General features: G+C 66.8%; 18 protein-coding genes. 3 read left to right on the top strand and 15 right to left on the bottom strand.

What is annotated here, in order from left to right:
- Window position 1: 1 nt before the first annotated feature.
- Window positions 2-1,294 (bottom strand): ABC transporter substrate-binding protein, encoded by a 1,293-nt coding sequence (locus tag PUN71_RS10325; RefSeq protein WP_277798313.1) that lies wholly within the window; start codon window positions 1,292-1,294, stop codon window positions 2-4.
- A 289-nt stretch (window positions 1,295-1,583) separates the two neighbouring features.
- Between PUN71_RS10325 and PUN71_RS10320 the strand changes: the two genes are divergently transcribed.
- Window positions 1,584-3,509: a pectate lyase-like domain-containing protein gene (locus PUN71_RS10320; protein WP_277798312.1), complete on the top strand. Its 1,926-nt coding sequence runs from the start codon at window positions 1,584-1,586 to the stop codon at window positions 3,507-3,509.
- Between the two features lie 80 nt (window positions 3,510-3,589).
- Here PUN71_RS10320 and PUN71_RS10315 read toward each other — a convergent pair whose 3' ends face one another.
- The 12 genes from PUN71_RS10315 to arfA all read right to left on the bottom strand — a co-directional run bounded on the left by PUN71_RS10315 (window position 3,590) and on the right by arfA (window position 13,877).
- Window positions 3,590-4,627, bottom strand: coding sequence for a HoxN/HupN/NixA family nickel/cobalt transporter (locus tag PUN71_RS10315; protein ID WP_277798311.1), 1,038 nt, complete (start codon window positions 4,625-4,627; stop codon window positions 3,590-3,592).
- Window positions 4,628-5,461 (bottom strand): urease accessory protein UreD, encoded by an 834-nt coding sequence (locus PUN71_RS10310; RefSeq protein WP_277798343.1) that lies wholly within the window; start codon window positions 5,459-5,461, stop codon window positions 4,628-4,630.
- A 122-nt stretch (window positions 5,462-5,583) separates the two neighbouring features.
- Window positions 5,584-6,198: an urease accessory protein UreG gene (gene ureG / locus PUN71_RS10305; RefSeq protein ID WP_277798310.1), complete on the bottom strand. Its 615-nt coding sequence runs from the start codon at window positions 6,196-6,198 to the stop codon at window positions 5,584-5,586.
- A 28-nt stretch (window positions 6,199-6,226) separates the two neighbouring features.
- Window positions 6,227-6,895: an urease accessory protein UreF gene (locus tag PUN71_RS10300; RefSeq protein WP_277798309.1), complete on the bottom strand. Its 669-nt coding sequence runs from the start codon at window positions 6,893-6,895 to the stop codon at window positions 6,227-6,229.
- A 150-nt stretch (window positions 6,896-7,045) separates the two neighbouring features.
- Window positions 7,046-7,531 (bottom strand): urease accessory protein UreE, encoded by a 486-nt coding sequence (gene ureE / locus PUN71_RS10295; RefSeq protein ID WP_043449932.1) that lies wholly within the window; start codon window positions 7,529-7,531, stop codon window positions 7,046-7,048.
- A gap of 17 nt (window positions 7,532-7,548) precedes the next feature.
- A complete protein-coding gene (gene ureC / locus PUN71_RS10290; protein ID WP_277798308.1) occupies window positions 7,549-9,294 on the bottom strand; it encodes an urease subunit alpha in 1,746 nt (581 codons plus the stop codon).
- Complete coding sequence (locus PUN71_RS10285; RefSeq protein ID WP_277798307.1) at window positions 9,291-9,644, bottom strand: urease subunit beta; 354 nt, start codon at window positions 9,642-9,644, stop codon at window positions 9,291-9,293. Before PUN71_RS10285 ends, ureC begins: the two co-directional genes overlap by 4 nt.
- Window positions 9,645-9,655: 11 nt before the next feature.
- Window positions 9,656-9,958 carry an urease subunit gamma gene (locus PUN71_RS10280; protein ID WP_043449939.1) on the bottom strand — a complete coding sequence of 101 codons (303 nt, stop codon included), beginning with the start codon at window positions 9,956-9,958 and terminating at the stop codon, window positions 9,656-9,658.
- 72 nt (window positions 9,959-10,030) lie between these two features.
- Window positions 10,031-10,612, bottom strand: a complete 582-nt coding sequence (locus tag PUN71_RS10275; RefSeq protein ID WP_277798306.1) for a cysteine hydrolase family protein — start codon at window positions 10,610-10,612, stop codon at window positions 10,031-10,033.
- Between the two features lie 79 nt (window positions 10,613-10,691).
- Window positions 10,692-11,696 (bottom strand): LacI family DNA-binding transcriptional regulator, encoded by a 1,005-nt coding sequence (locus PUN71_RS10270; RefSeq protein ID WP_043449942.1) that lies wholly within the window; start codon window positions 11,694-11,696, stop codon window positions 10,692-10,694.
- A complete protein-coding gene (locus PUN71_RS10265; RefSeq protein WP_043449944.1) occupies window positions 11,696-12,283 on the bottom strand; it encodes an HhH-GPD-type base excision DNA repair protein in 588 nt (195 codons plus the stop codon). The genes PUN71_RS10270 and PUN71_RS10265 overlap by 1 nt, the downstream gene beginning before the upstream one ends.
- 58 nt (window positions 12,284-12,341) lie before the next feature.
- Window positions 12,342-13,877 (bottom strand): arabinosylfuranosidase ArfA, encoded by a 1,536-nt coding sequence (gene arfA / locus PUN71_RS10260; RefSeq protein ID WP_277798305.1) that lies wholly within the window; start codon window positions 13,875-13,877, stop codon window positions 12,342-12,344.
- 344 nt (window positions 13,878-14,221) lie between these two features.
- On the opposite strand from arfA, the gene PUN71_RS10255 reads away from it, so the two are divergent.
- Both PUN71_RS10255 and PUN71_RS10250 read left to right on the top strand, forming a co-directional pair.
- Entirely contained in the window at window positions 14,222-15,133 is a 912-nt protein-coding gene (locus tag PUN71_RS10255) for an ANTAR domain-containing response regulator (RefSeq protein WP_277798304.1), read from the top strand.
- A gap of 78 nt (window positions 15,134-15,211) precedes the next feature.
- Window positions 15,212-15,706, top strand: coding sequence for a hypothetical protein (locus tag PUN71_RS10250; RefSeq protein ID WP_277798303.1), 495 nt, complete (start codon window positions 15,212-15,214; stop codon window positions 15,704-15,706).
- On the opposite strand, the gene PUN71_RS10245 is transcribed toward PUN71_RS10250, so the two are convergent.
- Window positions 15,696-16,505: an anti-sigma factor domain-containing protein gene (locus PUN71_RS10245; protein ID WP_277798302.1), complete on the bottom strand. Its 810-nt coding sequence runs from the start codon at window positions 16,503-16,505 to the stop codon at window positions 15,696-15,698. The two genes, PUN71_RS10250 and PUN71_RS10245, sit on opposite strands and share 11 nt — an antisense overlap.
- The gene (locus tag PUN71_RS10240; protein ID WP_277798301.1) at window positions 16,492-17,106 is read right to left on the bottom strand and encodes an RNA polymerase sigma factor; all 615 of its coding nucleotides are present in this window, start codon (window positions 17,104-17,106) and stop codon (window positions 16,492-16,494) included. Before PUN71_RS10240 ends, PUN71_RS10245 begins: the two co-directional genes overlap by 14 nt.
- Window positions 17,107-17,109: the final 3 nt, after the last annotated feature.

The following is a 17,109-nucleotide window of genomic DNA, read 5'->3' as shown; positions in this document are numbered from 1 at the left end:
CCTAGAGGGACTTCACTGCGGTGACGAACTTGTCCCAAGAGGACGCGGCGTCGTCCGACTTGTCAACGTCCACCCGGGTGAGGGCCTGCTGCATGGCGTCATTGATGGCGAAGTACTTGGTTCCCTTGAAGGGCGTGACATCAACGGCCTTGGCCCGCTCGGCGAAGATTTCGCCGGTCGGGGCGCCGTTGAAGAACTTGCTCGTCTGGCCCAGCAGCTCACTGCTTTCCAGTGCCTCTTTCTGGCTGGGGAAGGTGCCCTTAGCGGTGAACGCCTTGATCTGCTGCTCAGGAGCAGTCAACCAACCGGCCAGTTTCTTGGCTTCTGCCTGGTGCGCTCCCTGCGTGGGAACGGTCAGGTAGGACCCGCCCCAGTTTCCGCCACCTCCCGGGAAGACGTTGGCCACATCCCAGCCGGTGACCCCGGCCGCGTTGCCCTCGATCACTCCGAGCATCCAGCCCGGGCAGAGCGTGGTGGCGAAGGCGCCGGTCTGGAAACCGGAGGCCCAGTCATCGCTCCACTGCTTGAGGTGGGCGGACAAGCCGTCCTCGGTGGAGGCTTTCAGGACCTGCTTGTAGGTGTCCTTGACCTGCTGGTTCTCCGTGGCGATGACGGAACCGTCTTTCTCCTCATAGACCTTTTCAAGCTGGTTGCTCATGCCTTGGTAGATGGCCCCGGCGGAGTCGAACCAGGCGGAACCGGGGTTTGCGGCTTTGAATTTCTTTCCGGCGTCGAAGTAGCTGTCCCAGGAGGTACCCAGCATTTTGGCAACCTCGCCACGTTCGGTGGGCAGGCCGGCCTTCTTGAGGAGTTCGGAGTTGTAGCAGACGGCCTCGGGGCCGGAGTCTGTCCCGTAGCCAAGCAGCTTGCCGTCCGCGGTGGTGGCGGCCTGGGCCTTCCAGTCCAGCCAGCGCCCTTCCACTGCGGGGTCGGCCAGGTCCGCGAAGCGGTCCGGGTACTGCAGGAGTTCGGGAAGCCAGTCCACTTCCACGGCCTCGATATCGGACAGGCCCGAGCCTGCGGCGAGGCGCGTCGTGAGGTTGTCACGCGCCTCATTGGTGGTCGCGGCTTTCTTGTGCTGGATGGTCACGTTGGGGTTCTGTGCTTCGTATTCCTTGAAGAGCGCTTCGTAGCCGAACTCGTTGAACGTGCCGACGGTGAGCGTCACAGCCTCGGATCCGGTGGCACCGTTCACGCCGGACTTCTCGGGCGCGGAGGAACCGCAGGCCGTGAGCGACAGGGCAAGGCACGCGGCGGCGGCCGAAAGCACGGAGAACTTGCTGGGGTTTTTCACAGGGGGAAGACTCCTTCGTCAGGGTGCCCATCGGACCGCACGGGCGGCCGGGGCTGGGAGGTAGTGGAGCGGCCGGGCCGGACAGATGGACGACCATGGTGGGAGCGCTCTCACCAAATGGTGTCCCACCTCACAACTTCTTGTCAAGAAAATTTAGGAGCGCTCCCACTTCCCTTGCCGGCCCCCGGGTGCGGTGTTACGCTTCCCCGACGGGAGCGCTCCCACCATCTGACCCCGCGTGTGGTTAACCGCCGCGGGTCATCCAGCCCCACCACTGACAGGACCAGCAATGCCGCTATCCTTACGCCCTGATGCACCCAGACCCCTTCCGCCGCAGCGCCGGCACCACCCTGGCATCGTTGCCGCAAGCACCGCCCTCCTCATCGGGCTTGCCGCCGCCGGCGGGACCATTCCGGCGCAGGCGGCGCCGCCGGCCGTGAAACCCGGAGTACACGCTCCCGCTTCACCGCCGGCACCGGCACAGACCTCGCAAAGCCCGTTCGGGTCCAATGTCTACGTCTTCGATCCCAGCATGCCGGTGGCGCAAATCCAGGCCACAGTGGACGCCATTGCGGCCCAGCAGGTGGACGACGAGATGGGCTCAAAGCGCTACTCCCTGCTGTTCAAGCCCGGGACCTACGGCACCCCCGAGGAGCCGCTGATCGTCCAGGTGGGCTACTCCACCGAGGTGGCGGGCCTGGGCGCTGCACCCACTGATGTCACCATCAACGGACACGTGGACGTCTACAACCGGTGCCTCACCGCGGACAACTGCATCGCACTGAACAACTTCTGGCGTTCCCTGTCCAACCTCACCATCAACGTCACGGGACTTGAGGGCTGCCGCAGCTCGGCAAACTTCTGGGCAGCGTCCCAGGCCTCACCCATGCGCAGGGTCAACATCACCGGCGGAAACCTCTCCCTGATGGACTACTGCACCGCCGGCCCGCAATACGCCAGCGGCGGCTTCATCGCGGACTCCAAGACGGGCGCCATCATCAACGGCTCGCAGCAGCAGTACCTGGTGCGCGACAGCAGCATTGGAAGCTGGTCCAACGGAGTCTGGAACCAGGTCTTCTCCGGCGTGAACGGGGCACCTGCGGATTCCTTCCCGAACCCGCCATACACCACGCTGGCCAGCACCCCGATCAGCCGGGAGAAGCCCTACCTGACCGTCGATCCGGCCGGCCAGTACAGCGTGTTCGTGCCCGCCGTCCGGCAGGACTCAACAGGGACAACCTGGGAAAACGGTCCCACCGAAGGCCGCAGCATTCCCCTGAAGGAGTTCTACATCGCCAAGCCCGGCGATTCCGTGCAGGCCATCAACGCGCAGCTGGCCCGCGGCAAGAACCTGCTCCTTACCCCCGGCGTCTACGACGGTGACCAGAGCATCGAGGTCAAGCACGCCGGAACGGTGGTCATGGGACTGGGCATGGCAACTCTTTCCGCCGTCAACGGATCAGTACCCCTGACCGTCGCGGATGTTCCCGGCGTCGACATTGCCGCCGTCACCGTGGACGCGGGCGAGGTAAGCTCCCCTGCCCTGATGCGCATCGGCAAGGCAATCCCGGGCGCAGGGGGCGGGCCGGCAAACTCCACCGTCCGCAGCGATCCGGCCAGCCCCACCACGCTTCACGATGTGTTCTTCCGCATCGGCGGCCCCCACGTGGGCAAAGCCTCGGTCAGCCTGGAAGTCAACAGCGACAACGTGCTCCTGGACCACATCTGGGCCTGGCGCGCGGACCACGGCAAGGGCGTTGGCTGGACCAGCAACACTGGCAGGAACGGCGTCATCATCAACGGTGACAACGTCACTGCCACCGGCCTGTTCGTGGAGCACTACCAGGAGTACAACGTCATCTGGAACGGTGAAAACGGCAGGACCGTGTTCTTCCAGAATGAACTGCCTTACGACGCTCCGAACCAGGCAGCCTGGCAGCACGACGGGGTCCTGGGCTGGGCGGGATACAAGGTGGCAGATACCGTCAAAACCCACGAACTCTGGGGCGGCGGCAGCTATGTGTACAACAACGTGGACCCCACCATCCACGCCACCCGCGGCTTTGAAGTCCCCGTGACCCCCGGGGTGAAGCTGCACAGCCTGCTGACAGTGAACCTGGGTGCCGGCACGCTGGACCACGTGGTCAATGACACCGGCGCGCCCGTCTCCACGGCCGCCGTCGGAGTTCCGAGCTACGTGGCCAATTTCGGCTAGGAGCCGGCCACCACAATGGAGGGCGCGGTGCCGGCAATGGATGCCGGCACCGCGCCCACTTTTCGTTTTCGTTCCGGGCCCTATCCGTTCCGGGTCCGGCCTGCCAGCGCCGCTGCGCCCCACACGGCCAGCAGCAGCGCCACCAGCACAAGGCCGGCCTCGCCCAGATCGATGGAGCCGAGCCACGCCGTCATCGGGTCGTCCAGGGCAAAGGCCGTGTGGAGGAACCCGCCAAGGGTGATGCAGGCGATGACCAGTGCTGACAGGGCCGAGATGCCCGTGACCAGCGTGTTGAATCCGAGCCTTCGCTGCGGGTCGGACAGGGCCGAGCGGTACATCCGCATCATGGCCATGCCGTTCAGGGAATCGCACAGGGTCATTGCGGCGGCAAAGGCCAGGGGCAGCGCGAGCAGGGCGAATGCCGGCACCCCGGCCAGCGCCGCCGCGGCCGTCACCATCAGCAGCCCGATGGTGGTGGCGGTGTCAAAACCCAGGCCGAACAGGAAGCCGACCACGTAGATGTTCCGCGGCCGGCGCACCCTGGACAGGGGACGGGCAAGCAGCCGCGCCATCAGGCCCAGCGGCTCGAGATCCCCGGCGTTGACGGCGGCACCGTTCCGGGCGCGGCGGAGGGCACCAGCGGACCGGGCGAAGGCCGAGCCGTTGAACAGCCCCATGGCCAGCAGGAACAGCCCGGAAACACCGCTGCCGATCAGCCCGAGCACCAGATTGCCGGCTGTCCCCTCCTGCATGAATCCCCCCACCAGCGACGCTCCGGCGATCACCAGCACCCCGGCGAGCGTCACGACGGAGCTGTGGCCAAGGCTGAACGCGAATCCCACGCTCACCGGGTCCTGCCGCTGGGCCACGAATTTCCGGGTCGAGTTGTCAATCGCGGCCAGGTGGTCCCAGTCGTAGCTGTGCTTCACCCCGGCCAGGTAGGCGGTGAGGACCAGGCCCCAGGCCATCGGCTTGGACCCCGGCGCCCCGGCGTTTCCGGCGAGGAGGAGAACGACGGCGGCAGCGTGCAGGGCGGCCACGGCACCGAGGGTGCACAGCACCCGGGTCCGGAGCGGCAGCGTGTCCCGGTGCCGGTACAGTGCCGCGATACCGGCCACTTAGTGCTTCCTCAGGTTCAGTGGCCCCTGCCCGAACCAACGGTCCCGCAAGACATTGGCGCAGGCGGTGAGCAGGCGGTTCAGTTCCCCGGTGTTGTTGGACAGTGCGCGCAGCACCAGGCCGCCAGTTCCCCGGACGTTGCGGGTCAGCGAGATTCCGGCGAGGGCATCGAACCCTGACGTGAGGTGGTGCAGTTCATCGGCGAGCGCCTGGTCCACCCGCGCATCCACCACCATGAGCGATCCCACGTGGCTGCAGCCCTCCATGAAGCCAAGCCCGGTGACGTCGCCGAGCGGTGGCCGGATCAGCAGGTTGTCCAGTGCCAGGAGCTGCGCAGCGCTCTCCCCGTCCTCGACCCAGACCTCGTTCCGCAACCGGACCTCCTCATAGCGGAAGGCAGCCCCGTCCGGTGACCAGCCCGGCGTGACCACCTCGGCCATGACCAGGGTTGAGGTGGGCCGGAGGGTTACGCGGGTGCGTTGCCGGTAGCTGGCTTCCCGGTAGGCGATGAGCTGGTCCGGCATGAGCTCCAGCCGCGCCCCCTCCCCCAGCCGGACAGCCATCCGCTGCTCAGCAAAAGACCCGGGAGTCCGGTAAACCTTGGTGGCGGACTGGGTAGTCAGCAGCAGAGAAGCAGAGTCCCCCACCTCCACATCAATCAGGAAAAGGTCCGCCCCAAGATAAGCCCCGCCAGGATTCACGACGACATAACAAACCTGCCCGGAGTCATCGAGATAGTGCGGCCGCAAAACCCGAAGGGCGCCCTCATGGAACTGGTGCGAGGCAACCGAGCGGCCACCTCGGGAACTGACGCCCAACTCAAGCCGCCCCATCGGCGACGTACCCGCTGAGGCGGCGGAGCCGGATGTAAGGGGCCGCGGCGTGGCGGGCACCGCGAAGCGGGCACGGCCCCTTACATCCGGTGAAGCCGCCGGTGCCGCTCCCGCCGTCGTACTCATGCCAAATCGAGCATCAGGACGTCGTGCCGGATCCATTCGATGACCTTGTCCAGGCCTTCGTCGGTCTTGAGGTTGGTGAAGCAGAAGGGTTTGTTGCCGCGGAATTCTTTGGAGTCGCGTTCCATGACGGCGAGGTCAGCGCCGACGTGGGGGGCGAGGTCGGTTTTGTTGATGATGAAGAGGTCGGACTTGATCATGCCCTGGCCTGCTTTGCGCGGGATTTTTTCGCCTTGGGCCACGTCAATGATGTAGATGGAGAAGTCGACGAGTTCGGGGCTGAAGGTGGCGGAGAGGTTGTCGCCGCCGGATTCGACGAAGATGACCTGCAGGTCGGGGTGCCGGGTTTTGAGTTCCTCGATGGCGGCGGTGTTCATGGAGGTGTCTTCGCGGATGGCGGTGTGGGGGCAGCCGCCGGTTTCGACGCCGATGATGCGGTCCACGGGGAGGATGCCGTTGGCGGCGAGGATTTTGGCGTCTTCGATGGTGTAGATGTCGTTGGTGATGGCGGCCATGGAGATGTTGCCGCTCATGTGCCGGGTGAGCCGTTCCACGAGCTGGGTTTTGCCGGCGCCTACGGGGCCGCCGATGCCGATTTTGATGGGTTCAGTCATGGTGTTCCTCCTTTGGGTTCATGGGCGGTCAGCTCATGAACATTCGGGCGCGCTGGCGTTCGTGCCGCATTTGTGCAATTTCCAGTCCGGGGGTGACGGCGCCGAGGTCGTCCGGCGCCAGGTGCGCGATCACGTTGATGGCGGCAGCGACGTCGTCGTGGGCTTTCCGCAGCACCCGCTGCCCGGCGTTTTGGCCGAGGGGGATGGCGCGGACGGCGTTCTGCGTCAGGGAGGTGGCGGTGGCGAAGAGGTAGGCGGCGAGCGCCTCCTGCAGCGGCACGCCCAAAGAGCGGGCGACGACGGCGAACGCGAGCGGCTGGTGCCCGGCGGCCCGGCCGGTGGCCACCAGGTCCCGGTACAGTTCCAGCGCGGGCGAGGGAAACACCTCAGCCCCAATCTCGAGCAGCCGGCCGCCCATCTTCACGCTGGCCTCCCGAACCTGCCGCGGCAAGAGTGAAGCAGACAAAAGCGAATCCAGCTCCCCAAGATCACCCCCCTCATACAGAAGCCGAACAGCCAACCCATCCGAATAAGTCAGCGACTGCGCCACAAAAGCCGAGAGCCAGTTTCCAAATGACACTTCATCAAAAACGAGCTCCCGCTCGATGTACGTCTCAAACCCAAGGGAGTGAGCAAAAGCCCCAGTAGGAAGCGCAGAGTCAGTGAGCTGTTGAAGAGCAAGCTGATACCCGCTCACGAAAGGCGCACCCAAGGCGACGAACCCAAGCGACGCCCGGGGATGGGGGCCGCGGCGTGGCGGGCACCGCGAAGCGGGCACGGCCCCCATCCCGGGGCGGCGCAGCCAACCCGAACACCTCGAGGAGCGCGCAGCGCGGCGACGGGCCTATTAGTGCGAGTGTTCAGCATGGCGGAAAGGCACAGGCATGACGCGTTCCTGGCGGGTGTAGGGCACGGAGTTGTGGCGGAGGTAGTCCTCGACGGTGTGGTCGTAGGCGCACACCATGACGTCTGCTTCATACTCCGAGGACGCATCGAAGAACTGTGCCTGGAGGTGCCGGTTGCCGAGGGAGTGTGCGGTGACGCCCATTTCGTGGATGGTGCGGGGTGCGATGACCAGGACGTCGGTAGGCAGGACGGACACCACGATCATGTTGGACTCTTCAACATGCAGGATGTCGCCGTCGCGGAGGTCGCCGGAGCCGGCGGGGAGGCGGATGCCGATTTCCTTGCCATGGTCGGTGGTGGCGCGCTGGATTCGTTTGACCAGCGAGGTGCTGGGGAGGACCACTTTTTCGCGGTGGAGTCCGGCGTAGGCGGCGAGGTCGGCATCGGGCATTTCGTGCAGGTTGCCGAGGATTTTGTCGATGATCACGTGGTTTCTCCGGAGTTCTAGAACAGGAAGTAGCGCTGGGCCATGGGCAGCACGTCGGAGGGTTCGCAGGTGACGTCTTCCCCGTCGACGGTCACCTGGTAGGTTTCCGGGTCCACCTGGATGTCCGGGGTGGCGTCGTTGTATTTGAGGTCGGCCTTGGTGAGGTTCCGGATCCCTGACACGGGCCGGATGACCTTCCCGAGGCCCAGTTCTTCGGGCACCCCGGCGTCGATGGCGGCCTGGGACAGGAAGGTGATGGAGGACTGCTGCACCGCTTTGCCGAACGTGGCGAACATGGGCCGCATGGTGCGCGGCTGCGGGGTGGGGATGGAGGCGTTGGCGTCCCCCATCAGGGCGTAGGCGATCTGGCCGCCTTTGAGGACCAGTTCGGGTTTGACGCCGAAGAACGCCGGGTCCCACAGCACAAGGTCCGCGAACTTTCCTTCCTCGACGGAGCCGACGGTGTCGGCAATGCCCTGCGCGACGGCGGGGTTGATGGTGTATTTGGCCACGTAGCGCTTGAGCCGGAAGTTGTCGCTGCCCTCGGAACCGTGGACACCGCCGTCGGGCGCTTCCAAGACGCCGCGTTGCTTCTTCATCTTGTCCGCCACCTGCCAGGTGCGGGTGATCACTTCGCCCACCCGGCCCATGGCCTGGGAGTCGGAGGAGGTGATGGAGAAGATGCCCAGGTCCTGCAGGACGTCCTCGGCGGCGATGGTTTCTGCCCGGATGCGGGAGTCGGCGAAGGCCACGTCCTCGGGGATGTCGGGGTTGAGGTGGTGGCAGACCATGAGCATGTCCAGGTGCTCTTCGATGGTGTTCCGCGTGTAGGGCAGTGTGGGGTTGGTGGAGGCGGGCAGGACGTTGGGCATCCCGGCGATCTTGATGATGTCCGGGGCGTGGCCGCCGCCGGCACCTTCGGTGTGGAAGGTGTGGATGACGCGGCCGTCGATGGCGCGGATGGTGTCTTCCACGAAGCCGCACTCGTTGAGGGTGTCGGTGTGGATGGCCACCTGCACGTCGTATTCGTCGGCCACGTGCAGGGAGGTGTCGATGGAGGAGGTGGTGGCGCCCCAGTCCTCGTGGACTTTCAGTCCGATGGCGCCGGCGCGGATTTGCTCCGCGAGGGGTTCGACGGCGGACGCGTGGCCTTTGCCGAACAGGCCGATGTTCATGGGCAGTCCTTCGGCGGCCTGCAGCATCCGCTGGATGTGCCACTTCCCCGGAGTCACGGTGGTGGCTTTGGTACCTTCGGCGGGTCCGGTGCCGCCGCCGATCATGGTGGTCACGCCGCTGGCCAGGGCGGTGGGCACCTGGTCCGGAGAGATGAAGTGGATGTGGGTGTCGATGCCGCCCGCGGTGAGGATCTTGCGTTCCCCGGCGATGATTTCGGTGCTGGCGCCGATCACGATGTCCACGCCGTCGGTGATCTGGGGGTTTCCGGCCTTGCCGATCTTGACGATGTGCCCGTCCCGAAGGGCGATGTCCGCTTTGTAGATGCCGGTGTAGTCCAGGATCACGGTGTTGGTGATGACGGTGTCCGGCACACCGTCGCCGGAACCGTCACCGTCGCGGACCGCCTGGCCGTTCTGGCCCATGCCGTCGCGGATCACTTTGCCGCCGCCGAACACCACTTCCTCGCCGTAGGCGGTGAGGTCCTTCTCGACTTCGAGGAACAGCTCCGTGTCCGCCAGGCGGATCTTGTCCCCGGTGGTGGGGCCGTACAGGTCGGCGTACTGCCTGCGGGAAATCTCGAAACTCACTGGGTGTCCCCTTCCGTGCCGGAACCGCCCCGGCGGGCGCCGCCGTCGAGCTTTCCGTTGACGGCGTTGCTGAGGCCGAACACCTCCCGGCGCCCGGCCAGGTCAATCAGCCGGACGACGCGGGAGTCGCCCGGCTCAAACCGGGCGGCAGTCCCTGCGGGAATGTCCAGCCGGCGGCCGTAGGCGGCATGACGGTCGAAGGCCAGGGCTGAATTGGCCTCGGCGAAGTGGAAATGCGAACCCACCTGGACCGGCCGGTCGCCGGTGTTGGTCACGGCCACCTCGATGGCTTCCCGCCCGGCGTTGGCCGTCACGGGTTCCGGCCGGAGGACGTACTCCCCTGGGATCATGGCGGCGCTCCTTAGCGGATGGGGTTGTGGACGGTGACGAGCTTGGTGCCGTCGGGGAACGTGGCCTCGATCTGGACATCGTGGATCATTTCGGGCACTCCCTCCATGACGTCCGCGCGCGTGAGCAGGGTGGTGCCGTAACTCATGAGGTCGGCCACGGTGCGGCCGTCGCGGGCCCCTTCGATCAGTTCATAGCTGATGATGGCGACGGCCTCGGGGTAGTTGAGCTTGAGGCCTCGGGCCTGCCGCCGGCGGGCGAGGTCGGCGGCCACCACGATCAGGAGCTTTTCCTGCTCACGCGGCATCAGGTGCATGGGGTTCCCTTCGACGGTGCGGGGCGTGTTGACAGCGTAGGCCGGTCAGGTTTCCGCCACGTTTCGAGGGCATCAAGAAAGGCTGGATTCCGTTCCGACCCCGGCTTCAGTGAGCCGGGCAAGGATCTCGTCGCTGGACTGGACAGGCTGGCGGTAGGTGGCGGACAGGATGCGGAGCATGTCGGCGGCGTCCTGGTCGGCTTCCGAGGCCATCGCGTCCCTGGCATAAGTCACGCGGATGTTGTGCGCGAAGGCGTCCGCCCCGGTCTGGGCGATGCAGTTGTGCGTTGAGACGCCGGCCAGCACCACTTCGCCGGCATCCCAGTTCCGGAGCCGTGCCAGCAGGTTGGTGCCCACGAAGGCGCTGTCCCTGGTCTTGTTCAGCTGGGGCAGGTCGTCGGTGATGAGGCCCGGCACCGATTGGGCCTGCCCGCTGCCGCGGAAGATGAACCCCTGGTCGTCGTCCAGCATGCTCAGGGTCCAGGTGGACTTGTCCCGTTCATGCTCGGTGCCCACCAGGAGCGCCTTGTGTCCGGCCGCCCTGAACCCCTCCAGCAGGCGGTTGCACTCGCTGACCACCCGTTCCTGCTGGGCTGCCAGTTCCGGTGTCTCAAAGAAGGCGTTCTGCATGTCGATGACCAGGAGGGCAATCACGGGGGCACCTTTCCGAATCGTGAACCGGTGCCATGGCTGTACCCGCCGCCGGCGCGGACAAAACCTGCATACCCGGAATCTAGGGGGCGGACTCCCGGATCCTCAGCTCGAACCCGGCCTCCACGTGCACACCCTGTGCTGCGGTTTCGCGCCCGGCGATCCGGTCCAGCAGCAGGCCGATGGAGCGTTCGGCGATCTCCTCCATGCCGGGCGAGACAGTGGTCAGGGAGGGCGACGCGAACCGGGCTTCGTCGATGTCATCGAACCCGGCGACGGCCACGTCCGCCGGCACGTTGACGCCGCGGATCAGCAGTTCGTGCAGGGCGCCGAGTGCCAGCACGTCGTTGAGGCCAAAGACGGCGTCGAACGTCACGCCGGCCGCCAGGAGCCCGGCCACGGCGGCAGCCCCGGTGTCCCGGCGCCACTCGGCAGGCGCCACCAGGGCGGGGTCGAACGGGATGCCGGCGTCCTCGAGTGCCTTACGGTAGCCGTTCAGGCGCAGGCCCGCGCTCCCGGAAGATTCCGCGGGGTTCGCTCCGATCACGGCAATACGACGGCGGCCACCGGCCAGCAGGTGCGCCGTCAGCGCTGCCGCGGCTTCCCCGTTCTTCATGGTGACCAGGTCGAATCGCGGGTCCATGATGTGCTCGCCGAGCATCACCAGGGGCTTGGTGCCTGCCCGCGCGGCAATGGCCTCGGCGTCCGCCACCAGCGGCGTGAACAGCAGGCCGTCGGTGAGCTGCCGGAAGGTTCCCTGCAGGGCGCCGAGTTCCGCGTCCGCCTCGGCGTCGGACTGTTCCACCATTACACGGTAGCCGTGGCGGGAGGCGGCCTTCATCACCTTGGAGGCCAGCTCCGCGTAGTACGGGGCGGAGAGGTCGGACAGGACCAGGCCCAGCATGGAGGTCTTGCCGGACCGGAGGCTGCGGGCCGTGAGGTTTGCTTCGTAGCCCAGTTCCGCGATGGCGTCCTGCACGCGCTGCTTGGTGGCCGGCCGGATGAATTCGTAGTCGTTCAGGACATTGGAGACGGTCTTGAGGGACACGCCCGCAGCCCTCGCGACGTCGTTCATGGTGACTGCCATTAACGTTCTTTTCCTGCTTTCGCCGCGGCCTTGGCCGCCTGCTTGCTGGCCCGTACCTTGGCCAGGGATTCCGGGTCCACGATGTCCGCCACGGACAGGTAGCTGCCTTCCGCACCGTAGTGGCCGGCGGCCTCGCGCCATCCGGGCGCGTCGAGGCCGCGCTGCTTGCCCAGCAGTGCCAGGAAGATTTTGGCTTTCTGCTCCCCGAAGCCGGGCAGGGCCTTGAGCCGCCGCAGCACCTCGGCACCGTCCGGCGAGCCCTTGGTCCAGATGGCGGCGGCGTCGCCGTCCCAGTCGCTTTCCACTGCCTCCGCGAGCGCCTGGACGCGGGCGGCCATGGACCCGGGGAAGCGGTGCACGGCAGGACGTTCCTTGAACATCTCCACGAACGCGGCGGGATCGTGTGCGGCGATGGCACCAGGATCCATCGAACCGATCCGGGTCCTGATTTTCTCCGGCCCCGCGAAGGCGGACTCCATGGTCACCTGCTGGTCCAGCAGCATGCCGGTCAGCAGGGCGAAGGCGTCCTCACTCAACAACTTGTCCGCGGCGGGGTCCCCCGTGATGTGCAGTTCCATGCCGTCCATCCTCCCACCTGCGGGCCGCCGTCGTCACAGCAACGGCGGCGGCCCGGCACCAGGGCGATCAGCCCTCCACAGCCAGCCGGATCATTGACCAGGACACTGCCGGGAGCTCCGCTGTGAGCCGGCCGCCCTCAACCTGCACCGTTCCGTTGTCCGAGGGCAGGACGGAGGTGGAATCGTCGGCGCTGGCCTGCCAGTAGGGGTCCTTGTTGGCGTAGGTAACGGCTTCCACCAGGCGCACATTGCCCAGGGCTGCGACGGCGGCGTCCAGCGTGAGGGCGTCGGCGGCGGACCGGTTGACGGCGAACACCACTGCCTCGCCCTTGCCGGCGTCGTACGTGGCGACGGCGGACAGTGCCGCGACGTCCGCCGTCTTGCCGCCGCTGACCAGCGGGGATTCGACGGCGAGCCGCAGCACGGTGCCGGAGGCGTGCCGGGAGGTCAGTGCGAAGGGGTGGAAGGTGGTCTGCTTCCAGGCACGGCCGCCGGGTTCGGTCATGATGGGCGCGATGACGTTGACCAGCTGGGCCAGGCTGGCGGAGTGGACGCGGTCCGTGTTCCGGAGCAGCGTGACCAGCAGGTCCCCCACCACCACGGCGTCGGCCACCGTGTAGGTGTCTTCGAGCAGCACGGGGGCCACCGGCCAGTTCTTTCCGGTGGGTACCTTGGACTCGTCCCGGCTCATGTGCCACACATTCCACTCATCGAAGGAAATGTTCACCTGTCTGGTGGATTTCTTCACGGACTTCACGTGGTCGATGTGGCTGACGATGTCGTGGATGAAGGCATCCATCTTGTGCCCGGCGGCGAGGTGTTCCTGGAGGTCGCCGAAGTCTTCGAAGTACTGGTGCGCCGAGACGAGGTCCACCAGTTCGTAGGTCTCGGACAGCACCACCCGCTCCCATTCGCCGAACGTTGGCATGGTGGGCCCCGAGCTGCCGCAGGCCACGAGTTCAAGGCCAGGGTCGATCATGCGCATGCCGCGGGCAGTGTCCGCCGCGAGCCGGCCGTACTCCAGGGCGTTCTTATGCCCGATCTGCCAGGGCCCGTCCATCTCGTTGCCCAGGCACCACATCCTGATGCCGTAGCCGTTTGCCGCGCCGTTGGCGCGGCGCTGTTCCGACAAGGCCGTGCCGCCGTCGATGTTGCAGTACTCCAGCAGGTCCAGCGCTTCCTGGGTGCCGCGGGTGCCGAGGTTGACGGCCATCATGGGCTCCACCCCGGCCTTGGCCGACCACTTGGCGAATTCGTCCACGCCCACCGTGTTGGGGTCCGTGGAATGCCACGCGAGGTCAAGGCGCACCGGACGCTGCTCCACCGGGCCCACGCCGTCCTCCCAGCGGTAGCCGGAGACAAAGTTGCCGCCCGGGTAGCGGACCGTGGACACTCCCAGCTCCCGGGTCAGTTCCAGCACGTCCCTGCGGAAGCCATCCCCGTCCGCGTCCGGGTGGTCCGGCTCGAAGATGCCGGTGTAGACGCACCGGCCAAGGTGCTCCACGAAGGCACCGAAGGTGCGGCGGCGGACGGGTCCGACGGTAAAGGAGGGGTCGATGGTGATGGTGGCGGCGGCAGGTTGTGGCAGGGTCACGAAAGGCATCCTCGGTTCGGTTTTTACAACGTTATAGAAACATTCTTGAAGCAAGGGCTTGCCGAGTCAAGAGTTTTGTTTTCGGTGCCCTGGAGGATATTCGCCGCCGTGTTGACGGGGCGTGCGCGTCCGACCTGCGGCAACATCCACTAGGGACCCTGGGGCCGCACGTCCAAGTACTACCTAATCGAAAAAACAGGTACCAGCTACGCGTTCACCTGGAGTTTGCCGGGATTTAAGTTTTTCTCAGAGACAAGGCCTGTTGGCTCTCGGTACTTGGCTCACTAGGGGGTGTGAGACTGGCAATGCGCGCACGACAGGTAGGCCCAGGTTTCCCGGTCCAAAGGATCCGGGTGATAGGCGGGGCCGGCGACGAGGAGTCCTTCGAGACCAAGGGCTCTCCCCCAGCCGTCGCCGGCCCTCTTGCCCCCGCCTCCGGCTCCAGGGTCCACGCGAAGCTGCACGCTGCAGGCAGCCACGGCACGGCAGGGAACCCGGCCCTTTTGCTCGACCTGGTCAATGGCACCCAGTCCCTTGCAGACTCGCTGGACCTGCTGGTCGCGGCCTCAGCGGCGCACGTGGTCAGGACCGCGGGACTGGATGTGGGGTGCGGAGTGGTGCTGCACCAGCCCAAGCGCAGCCCGGCAATCACGGGCACCAGCGAGGAAGTGGTCCGGCTGCTGGATTGGGAACGGGAGGCAGCTGAAGGCCCGGTCACCGACGTCATGGCCGGCGGCCACCCCGTTGCAGTACTCCAGAGGAACGGGGACTTCCGCTGGCAGCGTTACTCCAGCCAGCTGCAGTCCGCCGGCTACGGCAGTGCCCTGGCGGTGCGGCTGCGGTTGGAACCCGAACCGCCAGGGGATACGACAGTCCCCCGGGAAGACGGGCGCCCCGGCCGCAGCGAAGCGGGCCAGCCCGCCGCTGTCCTTGCCTTCTTCGCCCACGACGCCAAAGCCTTCCCGCTGCAGGTCATTGCTGAAGCACGGAGCTTTGCGGCACTGGCAACCAAGAGCCTGCAGATGGCCGTCAACCTGCACGCGGCCCGCTCGCTGGCCACCGACCTCCGCTCTGCCCTGGACAGCCGCACATCCATCAACGTGGCGTGCGGGGTGATCATGGCGCAGAACAGGTGCTCCTACCAGGAAGCATTCTCCATCCTGGCCAAGGCTTCGAGCCACCGGAACATCAAAGTGCGCAAGGTGGCGGAGGACATCCTGGAGCAGCTGCCCGAGGGCGCGCCACAGGCGCACTTCGGCCACTAGGTTCCTGCCGCGGCACGGGTTCATTCCTCCCGGGATGGGTAGGAACCGTTGAGGACCGGGCACGGGAGGAGTGGCAGGGTGAAGGACGACGGGCAGGCATCCACCCCGCGCGGCCGTACCCGGAATCCAGCGCCGGGTGGTGCCTCCGCCTGGCCCGCAGGGCCGCTGGCCGCTGGCCTTGGGCTGGCCGCACACCTTGGCGGCGGAGGCCTGTCGCCGGCAGTCCCTGTCGTGGTGGCGCTGGCGGCGCTTCTGGGACTGTCCGCGGTGCTCCTGCAACGCCTGGCGCCGGCACGCCTTCCGGGCTGGGCCATCCTGGTGGCATCCGCCGCCGCCCAACAACTGCTGCACCTGGCGTTCGCAGCCTTCTCGACAGCCGGCGCTGTCCCGTTGCCGGACCACATGCATGGCGGACTCCCGGCGCCGGACGTACCGTCGTCGCCAGCCGTCCCTGCAGCCCACTCGCTGCACCTGATGCTCTACCTGCATGCGGCCGCGGCGCTGCTGGTGGCCGCGGCCGTTGCCCAGTGGGGCCGGTTCACGGGGTGGGCGCGGGCGTCCCTCAGGATGTAAGGGTGCCCCTGGCGATGCTCACGCTGGAGTGGGCCGGGTTGCCGTCCACGGGCTCGTCCGACACGTCCACCACCGGGTACTGCGAGAGGTCAAGACCGGCGGGAACCTGGAATGTCCCCGACGTGGAATTCATGACGCCGAGGCTGACCAGCCGGGACAGGTCCGGGGCGATGAGCCACACCTCCTGGTAACCCCTCGCTTCATCCTTGTCCAGGGTGACCTGCAGGTTGCGCGAGCCATCCGGAGCTGCCACCACCTTGGCCGAGCCTGCCGCCGAATGCTGCGGCAGCGGCTCCAGCTGGGCGGCCGCCAGCTGCTGGGGCTGGGGACGGTTCAGCGCCCAGATCCCGCCGAAAGCCACCAGCACGGCAGCAGCCGTGGCGGCCAGCCAGGGGCCGGGATGCCGCCACCACGCGGCTTTGGCCTGCCCGCGGAAAGGGACAACGTTCGACGGCGGCACTGGGCCCGGTGCGTCGGCGCCAGGGCCCGGGGCGGAGCCGGCGGCGGAACCGAAGGATGGGCCGCCGCGTCCCTTCCCGGCCGCGTCCACTGCCAGGGGGTCCTCCCGCAGGGACTCGTCCAGGCCGAGTTCGCGATGGATTCCCGCCCAGACCGCCGGGCCGGGCATGGAGAGCCTGCTCGTGTCGGGCGCGGTCCTGACCGCTTCCACGGTGCGGCGCAGGGCGGCATAGTCGGCAGCGCATTCGGGGCACGCCCGCAGGTGCTCCCGGCCTTCCGGGTCGTCCCATCCTTCGTACAGGGCCAGGAGGCTCAACTGTTCCGGATCAAGATGCGGCATGGTCTACCTCCAATCTGCTTCTCAGGTGGGTCAGGCTGCGGCGGATGTGGCTCTTGACGGTACCAAGGGGCAGGCCAAGTTTCCGCGAGATCTGTTCGTGCGTCAGGTCCTCGTAGAAGGCAAGCTTCATGATGGAGCCCTGCGGCTCGCCCAGCCGTTCCAGTTCGCCGTCCAGGAGCAGCCGGTCAGCAAGCATTTCGGCTGCCTCTGTTCCAGCTCCTGTCTCGCCGGCCATGCCTGCACCGGCGGCGGCAAGGGCCTTGCGGGCCTCGCGGGTCCACGCCTGCTGCGCATCGGCGATGGCGTTGCGGGTGATCCCCACGATCCAGGCAGGGAGCCTGGCGACCTCGGGATTGAACGTGGCCCGCGAGCGCCACACACGGATAAAGACCTCCTGGGTCACATCGTCTGCGGCGGCACGGTCCGGAAGGGACCGCAGCGCCAGGGTGTGCACCAGTGTCGCGAACTCGCGGTACGCCGCTGCCAGCGCCCTCTCGTCGCCGGCCAGGAAGGAGGCGGTCAGACCGTCGTCCCATCCGCGGGAGGCGTGCCCGGGCGATGTCACAGGCAACTCCTTCCCGGCTTCGGTGACGAGAAACATGCT

Origin of the sequence: Arthrobacter sp. NQ7 (genome assembly GCF_029581595.2) — a bacterium.
Lineage (GTDB): Bacteria > Actinomycetota > Actinomycetes > Actinomycetales > Micrococcaceae > Arthrobacter > Arthrobacter phenanthrenivorans_B.
Note: the sequence above shows the minus strand (reverse complement) of the source record. Positions and strands in the feature narration are given on the sequence as shown.

Bases quoted from the DNA above. Each gene is read 5' to 3' on its own strand.
- PUN71_RS10280 (WP_043449939.1), bottom strand. From the start codon at position 9,958: ATGCACCTGATGCCGCGTGAGCAGGAAAAGCTCCTGATCGTGGTGGCC.
- PUN71_RS10270 (WP_043449942.1), bottom strand. From the start codon at position 11,696: ATGGCAGTCACCATGAACGACGTCGCGAGGGCTGCGGGCGTGTCCCTC.
- PUN71_RS10320 (WP_277798312.1), top strand. From the start codon at position 1,584: ATGCCGCTATCCTTACGCCCTGATGCACCCAGACCCCTTCCGCCGCAG.
- arfA (WP_277798305.1), bottom strand. From the start codon at position 13,877: ATGCCTTTCGTGACCCTGCCACAACCTGCCGCCGCCACCATCACCATC.
- PUN71_RS10285 (WP_277798307.1), bottom strand. From the start codon at position 9,644: ATGATCCCAGGGGAGTACGTCCTCCGGCCGGAACCCGTGACGGCCAAC.
- PUN71_RS10310 (WP_277798343.1), bottom strand. From the start codon at position 5,461: ATGGGGCGGCTTGAGTTGGGCGTCAGTTCCCGAGGTGGCCGCTCGGTT.
- PUN71_RS10265 (WP_043449944.1), bottom strand. From the start codon at position 12,283: ATGGACGGCATGGAACTGCACATCACGGGGGACCCCGCCGCGGACAAG.
- ureG (WP_277798310.1), bottom strand. From the start codon at position 6,198: ATGACTGAACCCATCAAAATCGGCATCGGCGGCCCCGTAGGCGCCGGC.
- PUN71_RS10240 (WP_277798301.1), bottom strand. From the start codon at position 17,106: ATGTTTCTCGTCACCGAAGCCGGGAAGGAGTTGCCTGTGACATCGCCC.
- PUN71_RS10245 (WP_277798302.1), bottom strand. From the start codon at position 16,505: ATGCCGCATCTTGATCCGGAACAGTTGAGCCTCCTGGCCCTGTACGAA.